The organism is Sphingopyxis sp., from assembly GCF_965279725.1.
Taxonomy (GTDB): Bacteria; Pseudomonadota; Alphaproteobacteria; order Sphingomonadales; family Sphingomonadaceae; genus Sphingopyxis.
In genome coordinates, this window is sequence record NZ_CBDIIL010000002.1 from 479,950 (window position 1) to 499,792 (window position 19,843).

Genomic DNA, 19,843 nt, shown 5'->3' on the forward strand with positions numbered 1-19,843 from the left:
CCGATGTATAGTGAAACCGACCTGCAAGCTGCGGTCGATGCGAAAGTACTGACGCCGGAGGCCGCGCTGGCTTTCCGGTCGCATATCGCATCGGTCCGTGCCGCCCCCGGAGCGGACGAGGAATCATTTCGCCTCATTACCGGCTTCAACGATATTTTCGTCAGCATCGCCGCAGTGATCCTGCTCATGGCAGTGGGCTGGATCGGCGCATCGATCCATACCGCGCTGGGCGGTGCATTTGTCGCCGCCACGGCTTGGTTCCTGGCCGAATATTTCACCCGCAAACGGCGGATGGCATTGCCCAGCATCGTGTTGGTGCTTGCCTTTGCCGGCGGCGTCTTTGCGACGATGGTCGGTTTCCTGGTCGAACATGGCGAAGCGATTTTCGGCAATCGCCCCGATGAAACCGTCGGCGCGATCATCATCAGCGCCATGGCGCTGATCACCGCGGGCGCGACTTGGCTCCATTGGAAGCGCTTCATGGTCCCGATCACCGTTGCCGCTGGTACGGCCGCGCTCGCCGCGACCGCGGTCGCGCTGGTGCTGGCGATCACTGGAATGCCCAGCCCCGACGGCACGCTGCCGATGATCCTCGTGCTGATCGCCGGGCTCGGCGTGTTCATGCTCGCCATGTGGTGGGATCGCAGCGATCGGGTGCGCCAGACGCGGCGCAGCGACGTCGCCTTCTGGCTCCACCTGCTCGCCGCACCGATGATCGCGCACCCGATCTTCCACCTGCTCGGCGTCACGCGCGGTGATGACATCGGCAGCGCCGCGGCGGTGATGGTGATCGGCGTCTATATCCTGTTCGGGCTGATCGCGCTGGCGATCGACCGCCGGGCGTTACTCGTTTCGGCGCTCGCCTATGTGCTGTTCGCAATGACCCAGCTGTTCAACACGTTTGGCGCGGTCGAACTCAATGTCGCGCTGACAGCGTTCGTCATCGGATCGGCGTTGCTGCTGCTCTCCGCCTTCTGGCAGAATGCCCGGGCGACGGTGGTCGGCCTGTTGCCCGACAATCTGGCGGACCAGCTGCCCGCCACGACGCGGTCGCTCAGTCCGATACCAGCTTCATAAGCTTGCGTTCGACGGGGGCGAGCACGTTCGAAAGCTCGTCCCCCCGCTTCAAAATCGCCCCGGCTTCGGAGACCAAGGCCCACATGCCTTGCCTGCTCCGCAAGGCGGGGCGTTTTTCGATGCGATATTCGGGCCGCTCCGCGGCGCGGCGGAAGGCCGAAAAGATCGCAGCGTCGCGGTGGAAATCCATCGCATAGTCGCGCCAATGCCCCGCCGCGACCATCCGGCCATACAGGTCGAGGATGCGCATGAGTTCAGGGCGTTCGAAACCGGTCTGCTGCGGTACCATCCGGCCATGGAACGGCAGAGGCGTGACGGTTCCCATCAGGCGCTTTTCCGGCTCCCTTTGCGCGGCGGCGCCTCATCCTCGGCAACGGCGTCGCGTTCGGCGATCAGCTGAGCGAGCTGCTTTTGCATCTGCTCCAGCTGACACTGGAGCAACTCAACCTTTTGCGTCGCCGGGTCGAACGTCTCGTTGCAGGTGCCATAGGGCACAAATTCGCGGGCATATTCGGCAGCGTCGACCAAAGTCGAGCGCGCCGGGATGCCGACCATAACCGCGCCTTCGGGCACGTCCTTGGTCACCACCGCATTGGCACCGATACGCGCGCGCGGGCTGACCGTGATCGGGCCGAGAATTTGCGCGCCCGATCCGACGATGACATCGTTGGCCAAGGTCGGATGCCGCTTGCCCGCGACGCCATTGGCGGGATCGGTCCCGCCCAGCGTCACGCATTGATAAATGGTGACATTGTCGCCAATCTCGGCGGTCTCGCCGATCACGGTAAAGCCATGATCGATGAACAAATGGCGCCCGATCTTCGCTCCCGGATGAATGTCGATCGCGGTCATCCAGCGCGACAGATGATTGACGAAGCGCGCGAGGAAGAACAATCGCGCTTCGAACAGCCAGTGCGCGATACGGTGCATGCCGACCGCGACGAGGCCGGGGTAAAGAAGGATTTCCCAACGCGACCGCGGCGCGGGATCGCGCGCCTTGATCGAATCGAGATAGGCGATCAGCCCGTTGAACATGCAGATGTCCCCTGCGACCCTATTATGTACCGGACAAGATAGATGTTTGGGCGGCGCTTTTCCACCCCCGGCGCGTTTTTATCGTCAGCGGCCGATCAGCCCCAGACGGAACAGCAGCCAACCCTCGCCGCGCCAGCGCCGTTCGCCGTCGCTTTGCGCAATCGCTCCTGCCCAACGGTCGAGCATCAATAACGCCCGATTTCCAGAAAAAACATCGCGACGGGGCGCATCGCAGGCTTTGGCGTCCGCGAGCAGTCGGCGCGCTACGGGGTCGTCCTTCTCCACGCCTGCGCCCCATAGCCACCCCCAACGTCGCCCGCCGCCTGCATCGCCGCCCGACAACGCAAAAAGTCGCATGCCAAAGCTCTCCGACGCCGCGCGGCGGTCGTCGGCGGTTTCGGCGAGCAGCATCGCTTCGGCCGCATCGACCAGCGCGTCGAGGCCGCCCTGCCCCTCCCATGTCGCGGCCAGCTCGGCGAGCAGCGGCTCGCCTTTTGGCAGGCCGCCGGGATCGGCCGCGATCATGCCTGCCATGTCGCGCCACCAGGCCAGCTTGATCTGCCCGATCAACGGTTCGCGCGCGTCGATCAGAAGCTTGGTAAGGCGGGCGGCAAGTCCCCACAGCGCCGTCATCGCCGCGCGCCGCTCCCGCGGCACCGCGACCATCACGCGCGGATCGCGCATATCGGGATAGAAAGCCGCCTCCGGGTCGTCAGGCGCGATTGCGGACCGCCTTCACCGCCGCGACGACGCGCGGCGTATCGATCAAGGCGATCTTTTCCAGATTGGCGGCATAGGGCAGCGGTACGTCCTCGTTGCACACGCGCATCACGGGCGCGTCGAGATCGTCGAAACCTTGCTCCATCGCGACCATCGCCAATTCGCTGGCGATCGAGCAAGTCGGCCAGCCTTCCTCGACGATGACGAGGTGGTTGGTCTTTTTCAGGCTCGCCAGCACGGTCACAATATCGAGCGGGCGCAGCGTGCGCAAATCGATGACCTCGGCCTCGATCCCTTCGCCCGCCAGCTGGTCGGCGGCTTCGAGCGCCAGCCCGACGCCGATCGAATAGCTGACGATGGTGACATCGCCGCCGGTTCGCATGATCCGCGCCTTGCCGATCGGCAGGACAAAATCCTCGACATCGGGAACGTCGAAGCTGCGACCGTAGAGCAGCTCGTTTTCGAGGAACACCACCGGATCTTCGGTGCGGATCGCCGCTTTCAAAAGCCCCTTGGCATCGGCGGCGTCATAAGGTGCGATCACGATCAGACCGGGGACGCTGGCGTACCAGGGCGCAAAGTTCTGGCTGTGCTGCGCACCGACGCGCGATGCCGCGCCATTGGGGCCGCGGAACACGATCGGGCAGCGCATCTGGCCGCCCGACATATAATTGGTCTTTGCCGCCGAGTTGATGATGTGGTCGATCGCCTGCATCGCGAAGTTGAAGGTCATGAATTCGATGACCGGCTTCAGCCCGCCCATCGCGGCGCCCGCGCCCAGCCCGGCAAAGCCATATTCGGTGATCGGAGTATCGACGACACGGCGGGCGCCGAACTCGTCGAGCAGCCCCTGCGTGACTTTGTACGCGCCCTGATATTCCGCGACTTCCTCGCCCATCACGAACACGCGGTCGTCCTTGCGCATTTCCTCGGCCATGGCATCGCGTAACGCCTCGCGGACGGTGGTCTTGACCATCGCGGTGCCTTCGGGAATCGCGGGGTCGGAGGCGCGTTCGGTCGCGGCAGGTGCGGACGACTGAGCCGTCGTCCCAGCGGAAGCTGGGACCTCAGGCGTGGAAGCGCCGCCGCTAGTTGCCCCAGCTTCCGCTGGGGCGACGGTTTTGGCGGGCTCCGCTGAAGCGGCGGGCGCCGGAGCCGCAGCATCCTCGCCCTCACCCGTAATCGTTGCGATCACGGTCCCGACCTTCACATTGTCGGTACCCTCGGCGACCAGGATCTGGCCTATCGTCCCTTCGTCGATCGCCTCATATTCCATCGTCGCCTTGTCGGTCTCGATCTCGGCCAAGATGTCACCCGATTTAACCGTGTCGCCTTCCTTGACGAGCCACTTGGCGAGCGTGCCTTCTTCCATCGTCGGCGACAGCGCCGGCATCTTCAATTCGATGGCCATCTCAATATTGCTCCACCAGCACGTCGGTATAAAGTTCATGCAATTCGGGTTCGGGGGCGCTTTCGGCAAAGTCGGCGGAATCGGCGACGACTTGCCGGATTTCCTTGTCGATTTCCTTGAACTTGTCCTCGGTAACCCCGGCGTCGAGCATCAGTTTTTTGAGATGTTCAAGCGCGTCGGATTTGTCGCGCACCGCCTGCACTTCCTCGCGGCTGCGATATTTGGCGGGGTCGGACATCGAATGGCCGCGATAACGATAGGTCTTGAGTTCCATCAGCACCGGCCCCTTGCCCGCGCGCACCCATTCGAGCGCCGCTTCGGCCGCGCCGCGCACCGCCAGCACGTCCATGCCATCGACCTGCATGCCGGGGATGCGGAAACTTTCGCCGCGGCGATAGAGCTGGTCTTCGGCCGACGAACGGTTAACCGAAGTACCCATGGCGTACTGGTTGTTTTCGATCACGAAGATGATCGGCAGCTTCCAAAGCTCCGCCATGTTGAAGCTTTCATACACCTGCCCTTGGTTCGACGCGCCATCGCCGAAATAGGACATCGCCACGCCGCCGTCGCCGCGATATTTATGCCCAAATGCCAGCCCGGTGCCGAGCGACACCTGCGCCCCGACGATGCCATGGCCGCCGTAAAATTTCTTCTCGACGCTGAACATGTGCATCGACCCGCCCTTGCCGCGCGAGATCCCCGCGGCGCGGCCGGTCAGTTCGGCCATGATGACTTTGGGGTCGATTCCGTAAGCGAGCATATGGCCATGGTCGCGGTAGCCGGTGATGACGCTGTCCTTGTCGCCATCGAGAGCCGACTGCAGGCCGACCGCCACGGCTTCCTGACCGATATACAAATGGCAGAAACCGCCGATCAGCCCCAGACCGTAAAGCTGCCCGGCCTTCTCTTCGAAACGACGGATCAGCAGCATCTCGCGATAGAATTTCTCCAACTGTTCGGGCGTCGCGTCATACGGAACGGGATCGCGCGGATGCTCGCGATTGGTCGCAGCGGCCGGGGTCGATGCAGTTTTTTTCAGCGCAGCAGGTTTGTGCGCGGGTGCTTTGGCCAAGGCGGGTTCCTTTGCATTTAGCCGTTACGGCAAGGCTTCCCTATAGGAGAGCCAAGGCGGGGTTGGCAACGCCCGCCATGGGAGGATGCCCGCTTAACTTACGTATGCAGCAAAGGCGCAGCAGAGTGCACCCAACCGTCCTTGCGAGCGAAGCGAAGCAATCTCCAGCTATCGGTCTTGCGCCAGGCCGATAGCTGGAGATTGCCGCATCGCCTTCGGCTCCTCGCAATGCCGACGACGATAGTCTCGCGCGCTTACGGCTTTGCGTCGGGTTCCATCGGAATGATTACTTCGTCGGGGTGATAGGCGCCCAGCTTTTCGCGGACATATTCCTCGGCCAAGTCCGGGTCGGCGCGGCGCCGGTCCAACAGGTTGACCCGGTTCTGCAGCTCACCCTGCTTCTTGGCGAGCTCGCTCAGCACGATGCGCTGCTTTTCGACCGACTGACCATAATCGCCCCAGGCATAAAGGCCGGTCGGACCGAAAATGATGTAGCCGATCATCGCCAACACCGCGATCACGGCGATCGCCGGACCGACGGCCCGGTTCATCGATTTACGGAGTTTGTGGCGCTGCGTCATTCCGGCCCTTGAATCAGAGTTGATTCAACGGGTCAAGCACGGATAGCCTGCTTTTCCACACTTTTCGGACTGGTCGATCAGATTTGGCTCTGGCACAGTCGCGTCCTGACAAATGGGGAGTGATTTATGCGATTGATCCTTACTGCGATACTGCTTGCCACCGCGTCGCCGCTCGCCGCACAGATCGCGACGCCCGACCGACCCGTCACCGATCCGCAATCGATCAATTCGCCGGCTAATCCCGATGCCCGCCCGGTCCCGCTCGACGACATCGGGGTCACCCGTTCGCTGTACGACGTTGTGTGGAGCGCCGACGGCAAACAGATTTTCATCGCTACCGACTTGACCGGCCGCGCCAACATCTGGCGGATGGACGTGGGCGGCAGCTGGCCGGTTCAGCTGACGCAATCGAACGAAGCGCAAGCCGGTCTCGCGCCGACGCGCGACGGCAAGTGGCTGTATTTTACGCAGGACACCGGCGGCGACGAATATTCCGATATCTACCGCGTGCCGACCGGCGGCGGCGCGGTCGAAAATCTGACCAACACGCCCGACCGCAGCGAAACAGCTCTGATCCCTGGACCCGCGGGCGGGCTCGTCGCGCTGACCACCAAGCTCAAGTCGGAAGGGCAGAGCAACATCGCGGTGATGGACGTCAACGGCAAAATCCGCAGCCTGACCGCCGAGAAGGACCCGCAATATAATTGGGGCGTCGCCAGCTGGATCGACGGCGGCAAGGCGGTCATCGCCAATCGCCAAAGCGTCGATGGATCGGTCAGCGAAGTGTGGCGGATCGACGTTGCGACCGGCGCCGCAACCCAATTGCTCGGCAAGGCCAAGACCGTCTATATCGCCAGCGGCGCGGCCCCCGATGGCGCGACGCTGGCGGTGACCACCAACGACGGCACCGGCCAGATGCACGCCGGTGCCTATACCCCGGCGACGAAGAAATGGCGCTGGCTTGCCAAAACGCCGTGGGAGGAATCGAGCGACGTCGTCACCCCCGACGGCAAATCGATGTTCATCCGTACCAATAACGATGGCCGCTCGACCCTGTCGCGTATCGACCTGGCGACGATGGCCCGGACCGATCTCGCGCTCGACCCGGGCCGCAACGGGATTCCGGGCGCGCTCGTGTTCTCGCCCGACGGCCAGCGCATGTTCGTCACGCGCAGCGGCGCGGATTCGCCGAACATGCTCTACGCCTATGATCTCGCCGCGAACCGCGCTGATCCGGTCATTTCCTTTGCGATGGCCAGCCTGACCCCGGCGAACCTGCCCAAATCGCAGGTCGTGACCTACAAAAGCTTCGACGGCACCTTGATCAGCGCGGTGGTCACGACGCCATTCAACCTGAAGCGCGACGGCAGCAATCCTGCGATCGTCATCCCCCACGGCGGCCCGACCAGCCAGTCGCAGGACGGATTTTCGCGTTACGCCACCGCCTTTGCGACCCGCGGCTATGTCGTGATCCAGCCCAATTTTCGCGGCTCGACCGGCTATGGCAAGGCGTTTCAGGAGGCGAATTTTCAGGATCTGGGCGGCGGCGACCTGAAGGACACTGTCGCGGCCAAGGACTTCCTCGTGAAGTCAGGCTATGTCGATAAACAGAAGGTCGGCATTTTCGGCGGCTCGTACGGCGGCTTCATGACGCTGATGGCGATCGGCCGCACGCCCGACGAGTTCGCCGCCGCGGTGCAATGGTTCGGCATCATCAACTGGCGCACGATGTACCGCGATCAGGACGAGTTTCTCAAAGCCTATCAGCGCACTCTGCTCGGCACCCCTGAAAAGGATGGCGCGGTCTATGATGCCGCGTCGCCGCTCACCTATATGAAAGCCGCCAAGGCGCCGCTGCTGACGATCCAGGGGGAAAACGACATCCGGGTGCCGCGCGGTCAGGCGCAGGAAGTCAACGACCTCCTCAAGGCAAAGGGCAATATCGTCGAAACCGTCTTCTACCCCGAAGAAGGCCACGGCTTCCAGAAACGCGAAAACCAGCTAGACTCGCTGCGCCGCACGATCGGGTGGTTCGACAAATATTTGAAGGGGAAGTGACGGATCATCGTCGCCAACTTCGTCACCCCGGGCTTAACCCGGGGTCCACGCGGTCGGGCGCCGCAATGGATCCCGGATCGAGTCCGGGATGACGAGGACCGGGTATGACGGCGTTACCCGAAAATCGCCGCGCCCGGATAACGCGCCATGTCGCCTAGCTCTTCTTCGATGCGGATCAGCTGGTTGTATTTTGCCAGCCGGTCCGATCGCGCGAGGCTGCCGGTTTTGATCTGGCCGCAGTTGGTTGCGACCGCGAGGTCGGCGATTGTCGCGTCCTCGGTCTCGCCCGAACGGTGCGACATCACCGCGGTGTAACGCGCGCGGTGCGCCATATCGACCGCGTCGAGCGTTTCCGACAGCGTGCCGATCTGGTTGACCTTGACGAGCAGCGAGTTGGCGAGCCCGTCCTTGATCCCTTGTTCCAGCCGCAGCGGGTTGGTGACGAACAGGTCGTCGCCGACCAGTTGGCACTTGTCGCCGACGAGGTCGGTGAGCGCCTTCCAGCCCGTGAAATCATCTTCGCTCATGCCGTCCTCGATCGACTTGATCGGGTAGTCGTTGACGAGCGCGGCGAGATATTCGGCCATCTGTTCGGGGCTGAGCGATAGGCCTTCGCCGCTGATCTCATATTTGCCGTTCTTGAAGAACTCGGTCGCGGCGCAATCGAGGGCGAGCACGACGTCGGTGCCGAGCTTGAAGCCCGCCTGATCGACCGAGGCGGCGATGAAGTCGAGCGCGGCGCGGGTCGAGGCGAGGTTCGGGGCGAAGCCGCCTTCGTCGCCGACCGCCGTCGCGAGACCCTTGGCCGACAGACCCTTCTTCAGCGTGTGGAAAATCTCGCTGCCCCAGCGCACCGCTTCGGCGATGCTGCCGGCGCCGACCGGCATGATCATGAATTCCTGCACGTCGATCGGATTGTCGGCATGTTCGCCGCCGTTGATGATGTTCATCATCGGAACGGGCAGCGTGCGCGCCGACACGCCGCCGACATAGCGATAGAGCGGCAGGCCGCGCGCGTCGGCGGCCGCCTTTGAGGCGGCGAGGCTGACGCCGAGGATCGCATTGGCGCCAAGGCGGCTTTTATTCGGGGTGCCGTCGAGGTCGATCATCGCCTGATCGAGTTCGCGCTGGTCTTCGGCATCCAGGCCGATCAGCGTTTCGGCGATATCGCCATTGACCGCGGCAACCGCCTTGATCACACCCTTGCCCAAGTAACGGCTTTTGTCGCCGTCGCGCAGTTCGACCGCTTCATGCGCGCCCGTCGAAGCGCCCGACGGCACCGCGGCGCGGCCAAAGCTGCCGTCCTCCAGCAGCACATCGACTTCGACGGTGGGGTTGCCACGGCTGTCGAGAATTTCGCGGCCGTGGATGTCGATGATGGCGGTCATGGTCGGTGTCCTGCTGGCGGCCAGCGATAGGCCGGTTTGGAATGGCGACCGCCTGTTATCGGCGCGGCGCGGGAATCGCAATAATGCATAGGAATTTTGCTGGCCTATGGAACCAATGGGCGGCTCTTGCTATATATTCAGGCAGGACCAATGGGATGTTCGCCGATGCGGCGCCCGACAAAAGAAGAAGAGGACAACGCCATGGCCAAAGCCGCTACCCCCGCGACCAAGAAAGTCGCCGCTCCGCGTCCCAAGGCACCTGCGAAGGCTGCCGCTACCAAGGCTGCGCCTGCGCGCAAGCCAGCCAGCGTGAAGGCCGCCAAGGATCACCCGATCCGCGACCAGTTGGCTGCGACCCGCGACACCATCAAGTCCGAAGCCTCGAAAAAGGCCGCCTCGCTGAAGGGCGATGCGACGACGCTGGCGAACCAGGCCTCTGCCAAGGCGCGCGATGCTGCGACGAAGGGTAAGAACAAGGCCGCCGACGCTGTCGGCAATTTGGCCAAGATGCTGGAAGACAGCGCCGGTACCGTCGACAGCAAATTCGGCAAGCAATATGGCGACTATGCCCGCTCGGCCGCAGCAACCGTCGCGGGCCTTTCGTCGACGCTCGACAAAAAGGATCTCGACGAGCTTGCCGCTTCCACCAAGGCTATGGTCAAGAAGAATCCGGCGATCGCGGTGGGCGCAGCAACGGTAATCGGCTTCGTGTTGGCCCGGATGCTCAAGGGCGGCTCGAACGATTGACAAGGTCTTGCCATCTGCAGATCCGACCCCTCCGCCCACGTCCGAAGAGCGCAGCTTTGACGGCATAAGCCACGGCTACGCGCCGGACAGCTCACCGGTTGCTCCGCCGCCCGTGCCGCTCGAACAGATTGTTGGCGATGTCGTCGATAATCTGTCGGCGACCGCTCGGGCAGAGCTGGCGTTGATCGAGGCGCGCGGCGAGCTGGCGCTACACGGGGCCAGCCGCGCTGCGATCTGGGGCGGTGTGGCCGCCAGCGCGGCGGGCGTTGCCATGCTCGCGCTGGCCTTCGGCGCCATCTTGGCGCTGTCGCCCCAGATCGGGCCGCTGCTTGCGACTTTGCTGGTCGTGTCGGGTCTGCTGGCGATTGCCGCGCTTGCTGGCTGGCGTGCGCATCGACATTATGGCGACATTCGCACCGCGTTTCGCAGCGATCTGACCAATGAAGGGATCGATGATGGCGCGGACGCGTAATCGCCTGATAGCCGCAGCGCGCCGATCGATGTTGCAGCGCGCCGAACTGCACCGAAGGCTCAACGTCGCTAAAGCGGCGTTCACGCCCGGAGCGCTGGTCGATCGCGGCAAATATCGGGTCAATGCAAAGATCGATGACACCGCGCATGCCGTGCGGCAGCAGTTTCGCGAAAATCGCTTGCCGATCGCGCTTGCCGCAGTTGCAGGGCTCGCTTGGCTGCTGCGCGAACCGATCAAGGAACATGCGCCGCGATTGACGCGCAAGATTCAGGATCTGGCGAACGCAGTCACCGATCGCCTGCACCTCGCGAACAACACCCCCGCCGACGAAACCGATGCCGATGACGGCGAATATATCGAACCAGTGGAGAATGACGATGAAGCCGTTCAGTGAAACCGCCAGCGACGCGCGCGCCAAAGCGAGCGAACTTGCCGAGAAAACCGCCGAAAATGCGCGGCTGACCGCAGAGGCAGCGAAGGCACGGATTCAGGACGGTTATGGCCGCGCCCGCGCCGCGACCGAAGACTTTGCAGCGAAAGCCAGCGAGCAGGCGGGCGTCGCCCGCGAGGCCGCCGGCGAGGTGTATGAAAAAGGCAAAGTCCAGGCCAAGCGCGCGAACAGCAAGCTGAAGACGGTCGCCGAGAAACAGCCGATGGCGCTGGTCGCCGGTGCAATCGCCATCGGCGCGCTGCTCGGGTCGTTGCTTCCCAAAGGCCGCAAGGACGACTGACCGGCTTGCCGTAGCGGCGCCGCGCTGTTAGGGGCCGCGCCTTCTCCCCGACCCGCAAGGACAGCAGCCATGAGCAAATTGCATCTCGTGTTCGGCGGACGCGTCAGCGACCCGCAAGGCACCGACTTTGTCGATCTCCACAACCTCGACATGGTCGGGCTGTTCCCGGACTATAAGACGGCGGAAAAAGCATGGCGCGCCGCCGCACAGCGCACCGTCGACGACGCGGAAATGAAATATGTCGTGGTGCATCTGCACAAGCTGTTGCAGCCGGACAGCGAGTAGGCATCTCTCGTCATTGCGAGGAGCGAGCGACGCCGCAATCCAGAGTAGGCCTAATCCGCCATAGATTGCTTCGCTTCGCTCGCAATGACGGCCATTCAGAACTTACCTGAAATTATCCGCATAAGCCTGAATCTTCAGCGTGCGCACCGGCGGCGCAACCACTTCGGCATCGATCCCATTACGGTCCGCATAAGCCACCGCCTCGTCCTGGCTCGCAAAGCCGAGCCGGATCTGCCGCTGCGTGTCGCCGCTGCCCGCCCAGCCCATCAGCGGATCGGCCTTGCGCGCTTCGGCGGGGGCGAATTCCAGCGTCCAGCGTTGCGTTCCGGCGCGCCCTGACTGCATCGCATTTTTGGGTTTCTGGAAAATGCGCGCTTTCATGGGGGTCGTCCTGTTCTGGTGCCTGTGTTGCCGCCTTAGCGTCAAGGGCGCGCCGCGAAAAGAGGCCTATTGCGCATCACGCCGTGCCTGCGCCGCTTTCGTCATCAAGGTCGGCCGCGCATTCGCCGGATCGTCGGGCCAGCTATGCCTGGGATAACGGCCACGCATCTCGCGCGCGACGTCGTGCCAGCTACCGCTCCAGAAGGACACAAGGTCACGCGTCGTCTGGATCGGGCGGTGCGCGGGCGAGGTCAGCGCGAGCACCAGCGGCACCGGCGGATCGCCGATCGTCGGGTGACGCGCCAGCCCGAACAGTTCCTGCACCCGCACACTGACAGTCGGCCCGCCCTCAGCGCCGTAATCGATCGCGTGCCGGCTGCCGACGGGAGTCGCATAGTCGGCGGGCGCATGTTTTTCGAGAAGCTGGCGCGCCGACCAGTCGAGCGTCGCCATCAAGGCATCGCTCAGCCTGCGGTCGCCAATATCGCGCAGCCCACGGCACCCCGCAAGCAGCGGCTCGAGCCAGATTTCAAGGCTGTCGGCGAGCGCGCCGGTCGAAAGCGCGTCGATCCCTGCGAACGACGCCCGCTGGCGCAGCGCCTGCGACACCGGTCCCCAGGTGATGAGGCCCAGCCCCTTGTCGCGTACCGCCGCCATCCGCACCGCGACATCACCCTCGGCCCCTTCGCCGCGCCCCGCCTGCCCGCTGGCCAGCGCGATCGCACCCAAACGCCGTTCGCGGCGGTGATCGACACGATCGCTGGCGGCGTCGTAGCGACTTGCCGAATGGGTGATAATGCGGCTCGCAAAGATCGCCTCGACCTCGGCGGCTTCAATCGGCGCAGCGGCGAGAATGCGGACCCCCGCGGCATGACCCTGCGCGTCGGCAATCGCGAGCCATTCGCTGCCCGCCAGCGGTTCGACCGAATCAATGCGATAGGCGCGGCCACCGACACTGAGATATTCGCCGCGCTGTCCCGCGCGCTGGCGCGCGACACGGTCGGGCCACGCCGTCGCGATCCAGCCGCCGATCGAGCGCGGTGCGACATCGTCCGTCCCCGCCGCCAGCTTGTCGCCGATGCTCGCGAGCCGCCGTGCCAGCCGGACCGCGCCTTCGCTGCGGTCGCCGCGCTGCCCCCGCCAGCGTCCAAGCCGCGCCTCGACATCGACGCCGCGCCCGCCGAGCCCCGGTTCAGTGAGCAGCACCGCGAGCCGCCCCGCCATCTCGCCCTCTCCCGCGCGTGCCGCATCGAGCAGCATATGCGCGAGCGGCACCGGCAGAGGGATCGCGGCGAGCGCCTTGCCATGGGCGGTGATGCGGCCGTCGTCGCCCAGCGCGCCGATCGCCTGCAACCGCCCTTTCGCTTCGGCAATCGCGGCGGGTGACGGTGGGTCGAGCCAGCCGAGTTGGCGCGGATCGATAATGCCCCAGCTCGCGCAATCGAGCACTACGGGCATCAGGTCGCTCTCATGGATTTCGGGCGGATCGAACGGCGGCATGCCAGCGGTCCCGGCTGCCTCCCACAGGCGATAGGCCACTCCCGGCCCCTGCCGTGCAGCGCGCCCTGCCCGCTGCGTCGCCGATGCCTGACTGGCACGTTCGGTGACCAGCCGCGCAATCGCGGCCGCCTTGTCGAAGCGCGGGCGCCGCGACAGGCCGGCGTCGATGACGATCCGGACCCCGTCGATGGTCAGGCTGGTTTCGGCGATGCTGGTCGCCAGGATCAACTTACGCCCACCATCGGGATCGCGGACGAGCGCCTTGCGCTGCAACACCGGGTCGATTTGGCCGTGCAGGCGGTGGACAACGAGCGGCAACCCGGCCGCCTCGACCGCCGCTGCGGCGCGCTCGATGTCGGCGGCGCCCGGCAGGAAGCACAACATGTCGCCATCAGGTTCATCGGCCATCGCCTGCCGCACCGCGACAAGCACGCTCGCCTCCAGCCGATCCTCGGCGCGGCGGCCGATATGGCGCAGGTCGAGCGGAAAAATCTTGCCCTCGCTGCGCACCACCGGCGCGTTGCCAAGCAACGCTCCGAAGCGCGCGCCGTCGAGCGTCGCCGACATGGCGATCAGCCGCAGATCGTCGCGCAGCCCCTGCTGCGCATCGATCGCCAGAGCGAGTGCGAAATCGCCGTCGAGGCTGCGCTCGTGGACTTCGTCGAACAGCACCGCCGACACCCCTGCAAGTTCGGGATCGGCTAGGATGCGGTTGCGGAACAGCCCCGGCGTCATCACCAGCAGCCGCGTCGCTGCCGATTGCTTGCTGTCGAGCCGCGTCGCATAACCGACCACGCCGCCGACCGCTGCGCCCATCTCGTCGGCGATGCGTTCGGCTGCCGCGCGCGCCGCCAGGCGCCGGGGAGAGAGCAGCCAGACGTCGCCGCTGCACCACGGCTGACCCAGCAGCGCGGGCGCAACGCGCGTCGTCTTGCCCGCGCCCGGCGGCGCCACCACGACCACATTGGGTTTGAGCAGGAGCGCCGCCATGATGTCGGGCAGAACCTGATCGATCGGGAGCAACTGCATCAGGTGCGCGCCGTGGGATTGCCCAGTTCGGCATTGAGGCGGAAAGCTTCGGCAGCCAATCGGGCGACTTGAGGCGCAGTGATCTCGGTTCCCTCGATCATCACCAGATTGCCAAGTTCATATTTGCCGCTCGCCTTGATCCGCGGATCGATGTCACGCAGCCGCTTACCGCGCCAGAAGCCGAGCAGCACGCGATGGTCCTCGGCACGGATCAGGATCGACGGGCCGTTGGCCATGAATACCAGGTTGGTCCATTTGATCGTTTCATCAAAGGGGGCCGCCGCCATGATCGCCGCGCGCAGCATCACGCAACGCGCGCGCTGCCAGTCCGCAAGCGCGGCGATATAGGCATCGGGATTGTCCGCTACAGGGCCCATTCCCATCGCCATCAGTTGCGGATCAATAGGCGCGTGCGACGGCGAAGGCGACCGCTTCGGTCAGCGCCGCTTTCGCCTCGCTGGCACGGAAACCGCCGATCGCATCGACCGCACGGCGGCCATAATGGCGCGCGCGCGCCAGCGTGTCGGCGATCGTGTCATGTTTGTGGAGCAGTCTGGTCGCAAAGGCGAGATCTTCGTCCGACGTGCGGTGGCCGACGATCGCCTGCTTCCAGAACTCGCGTTCCTCGGCGCTGCCGCGCGCAAAGGCGAGGATGACGGGCAAGGTGACCTTGCCGTCGCGGAAATCGTCGCCGACCCCCTTGCCCATTGTTTCGGCGTCCGAAACATAGTCGATCGCATCGTCGACCAGCTGGAACGCGATACCAAGGTTGCGGCCATAGGCGTCGAGCGCTGCTTCGGCCGCCTCATCGCGTTCGGCGACAACCGCGGCGATCTTGCAGGCGGCTGCGAACAGCTCGGCGGTCTTGGCGTTGATGATCGCCAGATACTGGTCTTCGCTCGTTTCAATGCGGCGCTGCGCCGACAGCTGATTGACCTCGCCCTCGGCAATCACCGCTGATGCGCGCGACAGGATCTTGAGCACCTTCAGCGATCCGTCCTCGACCATCACCTCGAACGCGCGGCTGAACAGGAAATCGCCGACCAGCACCGGCGCGCTGTTACCCCAAATCAGGTTCGCGGTTTTGCGGCCGCGGCGCAGGTCCGATTTGTCGACGACATCGTCGTGAAGCAGCGTTGCGGTGTGGATGAACTCGACCGCGGCGGCGAGCTTGCAATGGCGGCGCCCCGGATAGTCGAGCAGCTTGCCGCACGCGAGCGTCAGCATCGGGCGCATCCGTTTACCGCCACCCGCGATCAGATGACCGGCGAGTTCGGGGATCAGCGGCACTTCGGACTGCATGCGGTCAAGGATGACCGCGTTGACCTCGTTCATATCGGCGGCGACGAGCGCCATGATCGGGTCAAGCGAAGGGGAGCGTTCGCCGTAGAGCTGGTGGATTTCGGCAGTCATGATACCGTGAGCCTTGGCCGCGCGGCCGCGATTTTGCAATGACTTTCGGCTTGCCAGCGCCCCCTGAGCGGTGCCAAGCGTGCCGGGCACAAGAGGAGCCGCGCATGGACGATCAACTGAGCCATTACCGCCAGAGTATCGACAATATCGACGCGGCGCTCGTCTATATGCTGGCCGAACGGTTCAAGGTGACCAAGGCGGTCGGCGAACTGAAAGCGCGCGACGGCCTGCCCCCCGCCGATCCGAACCGCGAAGAGCGTCAGATCGAACGGCTGCGCAATTTGGCCCGCGACGCCGATCTGGATCCCGATTTTACCGAGAAATTCCTGCGCTTCATCATCGACGAGGTGATCCGTCATCACCAGCAGGCGAAGCGGGAACAGAGCGCATGACGCTCGACCATGCCATTTTCACGCGGTGGCCCGCGCAACACCCCGATCGCCTCCAGCTGTTTTCCGCGCCGACGCCCAACGGTGTCAAGGTCGGGATCATGCTCGAGGAAACCGGCCTCGCCTACGAGCCGCACCGGATCGACATCATGGCGAGCGAAAGCCACGATCCGGCGTTCCTCGCGCTTAATCCCAACGGCAAGATCCCGGCGATCATCGATCCCGACGGCCCCGGCGGCAAGCCGCTGGCGTTGTGGGAATCGGGTGCAATTCTGATTTATCTCGCCGACAAGTCGGGGCAGTTCCTGTCCGCCGACCTCGCGGCGCGTTACGAAACGATCCAATGGGTGATGTGGCAGGTGGGCGGCGTCGGGCCGATGTTTGGCCAGCTTGGCTTCTTCCACAAATTCGTCGGCAAGGATTATGAGGATAAGCGTCCGCGTAATCGTTATGCGGCGGAATCGACGCGGCTGCTCAGCGTGCTCGACGAGCGGCTTGCGGATCGCGCGTGGATCATGGGCGACGATTACAGCATCGCCGACATTTCGTTGCTCGGCTGGGTGCGCAACCTGATCGGCTTTTATGGCGCGCGCGAGATCGTCGGGTTTGACCGCTTTAAGCAGGCGCAACGCTGGCTCGATGCGGGGTTGGCACGCCCCGGAGTGCAGCGTGGGTTGGAAGTCACGGCGGAATAGGGCCGCTTCCGACCGGTTGTTGACCTATATTGTCGTCATCCCGGACTTGATCCGGGATCCATCCGCCCTCTCAGTACAGGCGGTGCAAGGCCGCATGGACCCCGGATCATGTCCGGGGTGACGAAGATATGAGGGCAGCTCCCCACCCCAACCCAGTCACCCGCCTTACCCCGCCGGCAACCGCAACCGCACCAACAGCCCACCCAGATCCTCGCTCTCCTCAAGCGCGATGCTGCCGCCATAGATTTCCGCCACGTCGCGGACGATCGCAAGTCCCAGCCCGGTGCCCGGTTTGCCGCTGTCGAGCCTGACCCCGCGGTCGAAGATGCGCTCGCGATCGGCCGGCGAAATGCCCGCGCCGTCATCTTCGACCAATATTTCGGCCATCGCGCCGTCGCGCTGGATGGTGACGAAAACACTGCCACCGCCATATTTCGCGGCATTTTCGAGCAGATTACCGATCAGTTCGTCAAGATCCTGGCGTTCAACCCGCGCGATCAGCTGTTTATCACCCGCCGCATCGAGCCGCGCCCCGGGATAGAGCAACGCCACCGCGCGGGCGACGCTGTCGACGCTTTCACGAACGTTCGCGCGCGCCTGAGCGGCGCCGCGGCGCCCGACCGCGCGGGCGCGGGCTAGGTGATGTTCGACCTGTCGCTGCATCGTCGCGGCCTCGCGCCGCACCGTATCGGCGAGCTCGGACGTCTGGCTGGTCGCGCTGTTAAGCAGCACCGTCAGCGGCGTTTTCAGCGCATGCGCCAGATTACCGGCGTGGAGCCGGGCCTCCTCGGCCTGTTTCTCGTTATGCGCCAGCAACGCGTTCAATTCGTCCACCATCGGCTGCACTTCCAACGGCAAAGGCGCGTCGACGCGGCGGTTCTGTCCGCCCCGCATCGCTGCGATCGCGCGGCGGATGTGGCGCAGCGGCCACAGACCATAGAAAGTTTGGAGCGCCGCCATGATGATCAGGCCAAGGCCAAGCAGCGCCAGGCTGGGAATCAACGTCTGCCGCACTGCACCCACCTGCGCATCAAGCGCCTCGCGCGATTGGGCGATCTGGTACCGCCAATTGACCTTGCTGCCGGGCAGGATGACGTTGCGTTCCAGAACGCGCAGTTCCTCTTCTGGAAACTGGTTGCTGTCATAGGTATGAATTTGGTCGTCGATATGCGGCGTCGGCGCTTTCAGTGAACGCTCCCAGAGCGAGCGCGAGCGATAGGGTTCCTGCGCGCCGCCACTGATCTGCCAGTACAGCCCGCTATACGGTTCAAGGAAGCGCTGGTCGCCGAGCGGTTCGACCAGCCGCACCTCGCCATCGGGGCCGATTTCCGACGACCGGATCATCGCGATCAGCACATATTCGAGGCTGGAATCGAAATTCCGCGTGATCGCTCCGGTCAACACCCGGTCGAGCGCGAAACCGCCGCCAATCAGCAGCACCGAAATCCACAGCGCCGCAATCGCGATCATACGCCGCGCCAGCGAACCCGTGATGCGGCTGGTCAGCGCCGCCGGTTTTGCCGCCGCGTCCGTGTCTGTTGCGACCGCCGGGGCGACTTCGGCCTCGGCCATAAATTATTGCGGATCGTCGAGCTGGTAACCGAGGCCGCGGATCGTCGTGATGATGTCGGCGCCCAGTTTTTTCCGGATGCGCGTGACAAACACCTCAATCGTATTCGAATCGCGGTCGAAATCCTGATCGTAAATATGTTCGATCAATTCGGTGCGCGACACGACCTTGCCCTTGTGATGGAGCAGGTACGACAGCAGCTTATATTCCTGGGCGGTAAGCTTGACCGGCTCTCCCGCCAACGTCACCCGGCCCGAACGGGTATCGAGCCGGACGTCGCCTGCCGTCAGTTCGCTCGAAGCATTGCCCGCGGCGCGGCGGATCAGCGCACGCAGGCGGGCGATCAACTCCTCGGTCTGGAACGGTTTCGCAAGATAGTCGTCGGCACCCGCGTCGAGCCCGGCGACTTTGTCCGACCAGCTATCGCGTGCAGTGAGCACCAACACCGGGAAATTGCGCTTTTCGCGGCGCCAGCGGTCGAGCACCGTCAAGCCATCGATCTCGGGCAACCCAAGGTCGAGAATGGCGGCGTCGTAATTTTCGGTAGAGCCAAGGAAATGGCCGTCCTCGCCGTCGGTCGCCAGATCGACGGCATAACCCGCGCCTTCCAACGTCGCCTTCAGCTGGGGGCCGAGGGTGGGTTCGTCTTCGACAATCAAGATGCGCATTCGGACGCCTTTCCTTTGCTGACCGGTGAAACCGGCCGCATATTTCGACTCTGTATCAAGTCCGAACGATCATCGCAAAATGTCGTTGCGCCCGGACCGTCAGCGATTTGAGACTTTCAGGGTTTTCGGCCAACGATCCGGCCCGTGCGGGCATCGACATACACGACGACGACCTGGCTGCCGTCCATGAATTTCAGCGCATAAATCATCCGCCCTGCGTCGAACTGCGGCCCACCCAGATAGGTCATCTCGCTATAGGGCGCGCGCGACCGCACGTCGGCGACGAGGCGGTTGAGCGGAATGACCTGCCCTTGCGCCGCCGCCTCGCGCAAATTGTCCTGATCGCGATTGCCGCGCGCGGCCGCGGGAACGCCGGCAGGGAGTAGCAGGGCCGAGATGAGCGAAAAGGTCAGTGTGCGGATCATGGCCGTCTCTCTAATGCGAAGGCATTGAATAGGCGATGAATGGCCCGGTCAGGCGCGGTATCGTTTCCGCGATGTCCGACCCGGTCATGGTGGGCGCGGCAGGGATTGAACCTGCGACCCCACCCGTGTGAAGGGTGTGCTCTACCACTGAGCTACGCGCCCGTCCCGGGCCCGACCGGCTGGCCGACGCCCGAAA

Annotated in this window: 23 protein-coding genes and 1 tRNA gene; 9 read left to right on the forward strand and 15 right to left on the reverse strand. The window is 64.2% G+C overall.

The features are described from left to right. The first annotated feature begins 3 nt into the window (after positions 1-3). Positions 4-1,077 carry a hypothetical protein gene (locus ACQY6T_RS06720; RefSeq protein WP_428629730.1) on the forward strand — a complete coding sequence of 358 codons (1,074 nt, stop codon included), beginning with the start codon at positions 4-6 and terminating at the stop codon, positions 1,075-1,077. On the opposite strand, the gene ACQY6T_RS06725 is transcribed toward ACQY6T_RS06720, so the two are convergent. From ACQY6T_RS06725 to ACQY6T_RS06750, 6 genes are all read right to left on the reverse strand, one after another. After that, a complete protein-coding gene (locus ACQY6T_RS06725; RefSeq protein WP_428629731.1) occupies positions 1,055-1,402 on the reverse strand; it encodes a DUF2794 domain-containing protein in 348 nt (115 codons plus the stop codon). The genes ACQY6T_RS06720 and ACQY6T_RS06725 overlap by 23 nt on opposite strands. Next, positions 1,402-2,112, reverse strand: a complete 711-nt coding sequence (gene epsC / locus ACQY6T_RS06730; protein ID WP_428629733.1) for a serine O-acetyltransferase EpsC — start codon at positions 2,110-2,112, stop codon at positions 1,402-1,404. The genes ACQY6T_RS06725 and epsC overlap by 1 nt, the downstream gene beginning before the upstream one ends. A gap of 84 nt (positions 2,113-2,196) precedes the next feature. Beyond that, on the reverse strand, positions 2,197-2,796 hold the full coding sequence (locus ACQY6T_RS06735; protein WP_428629735.1) for a hypothetical protein: 600 nt from the start codon (positions 2,794-2,796) through the stop codon (positions 2,197-2,199). Positions 2,797-2,824: 28 nt separating this feature from the next. Then, positions 2,825-4,243 carry a pyruvate dehydrogenase complex E1 component subunit beta gene (locus tag ACQY6T_RS06740; RefSeq protein WP_428629737.1) on the reverse strand — a complete coding sequence of 473 codons (1,419 nt, stop codon included), beginning with the start codon at positions 4,241-4,243 and terminating at the stop codon, positions 2,825-2,827. 1 nt (position 4,244) lies between these two features. Next, on the reverse strand, positions 4,245-5,315 hold the full coding sequence (gene pdhA / locus ACQY6T_RS06745; RefSeq protein ID WP_428629739.1) for a pyruvate dehydrogenase (acetyl-transferring) E1 component subunit alpha: 1,071 nt from the start codon (positions 5,313-5,315) through the stop codon (positions 4,245-4,247). 254 nt (positions 5,316-5,569) lie between these two features. Next, the gene (locus ACQY6T_RS06750) at positions 5,570-5,896 is read right to left on the reverse strand and encodes an FtsB family cell division protein (RefSeq protein WP_428629741.1); all 327 of its coding nucleotides are present in this window, start codon (positions 5,894-5,896) and stop codon (positions 5,570-5,572) included. A 126-nt stretch (positions 5,897-6,022) separates the two neighbouring features. Between ACQY6T_RS06750 and ACQY6T_RS06755 the strand changes: the two genes are divergently transcribed. Next, complete coding sequence (locus tag ACQY6T_RS06755) at positions 6,023-7,954, forward strand: S9 family peptidase (RefSeq protein ID WP_428629742.1); 1,932 nt, start codon at positions 6,023-6,025, stop codon at positions 7,952-7,954. A gap of 113 nt (positions 7,955-8,067) precedes the next feature. On the opposite strand, the gene eno is transcribed toward ACQY6T_RS06755, so the two are convergent. Next, positions 8,068-9,342 (reverse strand): phosphopyruvate hydratase, encoded by a 1,275-nt coding sequence (gene eno, locus ACQY6T_RS06760; RefSeq protein ID WP_428629744.1) that lies wholly within the window; start codon positions 9,340-9,342, stop codon positions 8,068-8,070. Positions 9,343-9,543: 201 nt separating this feature from the next. Between eno and ACQY6T_RS06765 the strand changes: the two genes are divergently transcribed. The 5 genes from ACQY6T_RS06765 (at position 9,544) to ACQY6T_RS06785 (ending at position 11,577) form a co-directional block, all read left to right on the forward strand. Continuing rightward, positions 9,544-10,089: a hypothetical protein gene (locus ACQY6T_RS06765; RefSeq protein ID WP_428629745.1), complete on the forward strand. Its 546-nt coding sequence runs from the start codon at positions 9,544-9,546 to the stop codon at positions 10,087-10,089. A 7-nt stretch (positions 10,090-10,096) separates the two neighbouring features. Beyond that, positions 10,097-10,561 carry a phage holin family protein gene (locus ACQY6T_RS06770; RefSeq protein WP_428629747.1) on the forward strand — a complete coding sequence of 155 codons (465 nt, stop codon included), beginning with the start codon at positions 10,097-10,099 and terminating at the stop codon, positions 10,559-10,561. After that, entirely contained in the window at positions 10,545-10,955 is a 411-nt protein-coding gene (locus tag ACQY6T_RS06775) for a hypothetical protein (RefSeq protein ID WP_428629749.1), read from the forward strand. The genes ACQY6T_RS06770 and ACQY6T_RS06775 overlap by 17 nt, the downstream gene beginning before the upstream one ends. Further along, complete coding sequence (locus tag ACQY6T_RS06780) at positions 10,939-11,292, forward strand: hypothetical protein (protein ID WP_428629750.1); 354 nt, start codon at positions 10,939-10,941, stop codon at positions 11,290-11,292. The genes ACQY6T_RS06775 and ACQY6T_RS06780 overlap by 17 nt, the downstream gene beginning before the upstream one ends. A gap of 69 nt (positions 11,293-11,361) precedes the next feature. After that, positions 11,362-11,577 (forward strand): DUF4170 domain-containing protein, encoded by a 216-nt coding sequence (locus ACQY6T_RS06785; RefSeq protein ID WP_428629752.1) that lies wholly within the window; start codon positions 11,362-11,364, stop codon positions 11,575-11,577. A gap of 102 nt (positions 11,578-11,679) precedes the next feature. On the opposite strand, the gene ACQY6T_RS06790 is transcribed toward ACQY6T_RS06785, so the two are convergent. The 4 genes from ACQY6T_RS06790 to ACQY6T_RS06805 all read right to left on the reverse strand — a co-directional run bounded on the left by ACQY6T_RS06790 (position 11,680) and on the right by ACQY6T_RS06805 (position 15,900). Beyond that, on the reverse strand, positions 11,680-11,958 hold the full coding sequence (locus tag ACQY6T_RS06790; RefSeq protein ID WP_428629754.1) for an ETC complex I subunit: 279 nt from the start codon (positions 11,956-11,958) through the stop codon (positions 11,680-11,682). Positions 11,959-12,024: 66 nt separating this feature from the next. Continuing rightward, positions 12,025-14,487 (reverse strand): ATP-dependent helicase HrpB, encoded by a 2,463-nt coding sequence (gene hrpB, locus ACQY6T_RS06795; protein WP_428629756.1) that lies wholly within the window; start codon positions 14,485-14,487, stop codon positions 12,025-12,027. Beyond that, the gene (locus tag ACQY6T_RS06800) at positions 14,487-14,864 is read right to left on the reverse strand and encodes a DUF1801 domain-containing protein (RefSeq protein WP_428629758.1); all 378 of its coding nucleotides are present in this window, start codon (positions 14,862-14,864) and stop codon (positions 14,487-14,489) included. The genes hrpB and ACQY6T_RS06800 overlap by 1 nt, the downstream gene beginning before the upstream one ends. Before the next feature lie 22 nt (positions 14,865-14,886). After that, positions 14,887-15,900 carry a polyprenyl synthetase family protein gene (locus ACQY6T_RS06805; protein WP_428629760.1) on the reverse strand — a complete coding sequence of 338 codons (1,014 nt, stop codon included), beginning with the start codon at positions 15,898-15,900 and terminating at the stop codon, positions 14,887-14,889. A 38-nt stretch (positions 15,901-15,938) separates the two neighbouring features. Between ACQY6T_RS06805 and ACQY6T_RS06810 the strand changes: the two genes are divergently transcribed. Together ACQY6T_RS06810 and ACQY6T_RS06815 are read left to right on the forward strand one after the other, a co-directional pair. Further along, positions 15,939-16,292 carry a chorismate mutase gene (locus ACQY6T_RS06810; RefSeq protein WP_428629762.1) on the forward strand — a complete coding sequence of 118 codons (354 nt, stop codon included), beginning with the start codon at positions 15,939-15,941 and terminating at the stop codon, positions 16,290-16,292. Further along, positions 16,289-16,984: a glutathione S-transferase N-terminal domain-containing protein gene (locus tag ACQY6T_RS06815; RefSeq protein WP_428629764.1), complete on the forward strand. Its 696-nt coding sequence runs from the start codon at positions 16,289-16,291 to the stop codon at positions 16,982-16,984. The genes ACQY6T_RS06810 and ACQY6T_RS06815 overlap by 4 nt, the downstream gene beginning before the upstream one ends. A 165-nt stretch (positions 16,985-17,149) precedes the next feature. Here ACQY6T_RS06815 and ACQY6T_RS06820 read toward each other — a convergent pair whose 3' ends face one another. The 4 genes from ACQY6T_RS06820 to ACQY6T_RS06835 form a co-directional block, all read right to left on the reverse strand. Beyond that, positions 17,150-18,454: a sensor histidine kinase gene (locus ACQY6T_RS06820; protein WP_428630391.1), complete on the reverse strand. Its 1,305-nt coding sequence runs from the start codon at positions 18,452-18,454 to the stop codon at positions 17,150-17,152. Positions 18,455-18,559: 105 nt separating this feature from the next. Further along, positions 18,560-19,222: a response regulator transcription factor gene (locus tag ACQY6T_RS06825; protein ID WP_428629766.1), complete on the reverse strand. Its 663-nt coding sequence runs from the start codon at positions 19,220-19,222 to the stop codon at positions 18,560-18,562. 116 nt (positions 19,223-19,338) lie between these two features. Continuing rightward, positions 19,339-19,647, reverse strand: coding sequence for a PepSY domain-containing protein (locus tag ACQY6T_RS06830; RefSeq protein ID WP_428629768.1), 309 nt, complete (start codon positions 19,645-19,647; stop codon positions 19,339-19,341). A gap of 87 nt (positions 19,648-19,734) precedes the next feature. Continuing rightward, positions 19,735-19,809, reverse strand: a tRNA-Val gene (locus ACQY6T_RS06835). Between the last annotated feature and the right edge of the window lie 34 nt (positions 19,810-19,843).

Coding starts and splice junctions, on each gene's coding strand:
- epsC (WP_428629733.1), bottom strand. CDS start 2,112: ATGTTCAACGGGCTGATCGCCTATCTCGATTCGATCAAGGCGCGCGAT.
- ACQY6T_RS06740 (WP_428629737.1), bottom strand. CDS start 4,243: ATGGCCATCGAATTGAAGATGCCGGCGCTGTCGCCGACGATGGAAGAA.
- ACQY6T_RS06780 (WP_428629750.1), top strand. CDS start 10,939: ATGAAGCCGTTCAGTGAAACCGCCAGCGACGCGCGCGCCAAAGCGAGC.
- ACQY6T_RS06790 (WP_428629754.1), bottom strand. CDS start 11,958: ATGAAAGCGCGCATTTTCCAGAAACCCAAAAATGCGATGCAGTCAGGG.
- ACQY6T_RS06815 (WP_428629764.1), top strand. CDS start 16,289: ATGACGCTCGACCATGCCATTTTCACGCGGTGGCCCGCGCAACACCCC.
- ACQY6T_RS06725 (WP_428629731.1), bottom strand. CDS start 1,402: ATGGGAACCGTCACGCCTCTGCCGTTCCATGGCCGGATGGTACCGCAG.
- ACQY6T_RS06800 (WP_428629758.1), bottom strand. CDS start 14,864: ATGGGCCCTGTAGCGGACAATCCCGATGCCTATATCGCCGCGCTTGCG.
- ACQY6T_RS06830 (WP_428629768.1), bottom strand. CDS start 19,647: ATGATCCGCACACTGACCTTTTCGCTCATCTCGGCCCTGCTACTCCCT.
- eno (WP_428629744.1), bottom strand. CDS start 9,342: ATGACCGCCATCATCGACATCCACGGCCGCGAAATTCTCGACAGCCGT.
- ACQY6T_RS06810 (WP_428629762.1), top strand. CDS start 15,939: ATGACTTTCGGCTTGCCAGCGCCCCCTGAGCGGTGCCAAGCGTGCCGG.
- ACQY6T_RS06825 (WP_428629766.1), bottom strand. CDS start 19,222: ATGCGCATCTTGATTGTCGAAGACGAACCCACCCTCGGCCCCCAGCTG.
- ACQY6T_RS06755 (WP_428629742.1), top strand. CDS start 6,023: ATGCGATTGATCCTTACTGCGATACTGCTTGCCACCGCGTCGCCGCTC.
- ACQY6T_RS06735 (WP_428629735.1), bottom strand. CDS start 2,796: ATGCGCGATCCGCGCGTGATGGTCGCGGTGCCGCGGGAGCGGCGCGCG.
- ACQY6T_RS06805 (WP_428629760.1), bottom strand. CDS start 15,900: ATGACTGCCGAAATCCACCAGCTCTACGGCGAACGCTCCCCTTCGCTT.
- ACQY6T_RS06720 (WP_428629730.1), top strand. CDS start 4: ATGTATAGTGAAACCGACCTGCAAGCTGCGGTCGATGCGAAAGTACTG.
- ACQY6T_RS06820 (WP_428630391.1), bottom strand. CDS start 18,454: ATGATCGCGATTGCGGCGCTGTGGATTTCGGTGCTGCTGATTGGCGGC.
- ACQY6T_RS06750 (WP_428629741.1), bottom strand. CDS start 5,896: ATGACGCAGCGCCACAAACTCCGTAAATCGATGAACCGGGCCGTCGGT.
- ACQY6T_RS06775 (WP_428629749.1), top strand. CDS start 10,545: ATGGCGCGGACGCGTAATCGCCTGATAGCCGCAGCGCGCCGATCGATG.
- ACQY6T_RS06785 (WP_428629752.1), top strand. CDS start 11,362: ATGAGCAAATTGCATCTCGTGTTCGGCGGACGCGTCAGCGACCCGCAA.
- ACQY6T_RS06765 (WP_428629745.1), top strand. CDS start 9,544: ATGGCCAAAGCCGCTACCCCCGCGACCAAGAAAGTCGCCGCTCCGCGT.
- hrpB (WP_428629756.1), bottom strand. CDS start 14,487: ATGCAGTTGCTCCCGATCGATCAGGTTCTGCCCGACATCATGGCGGCG.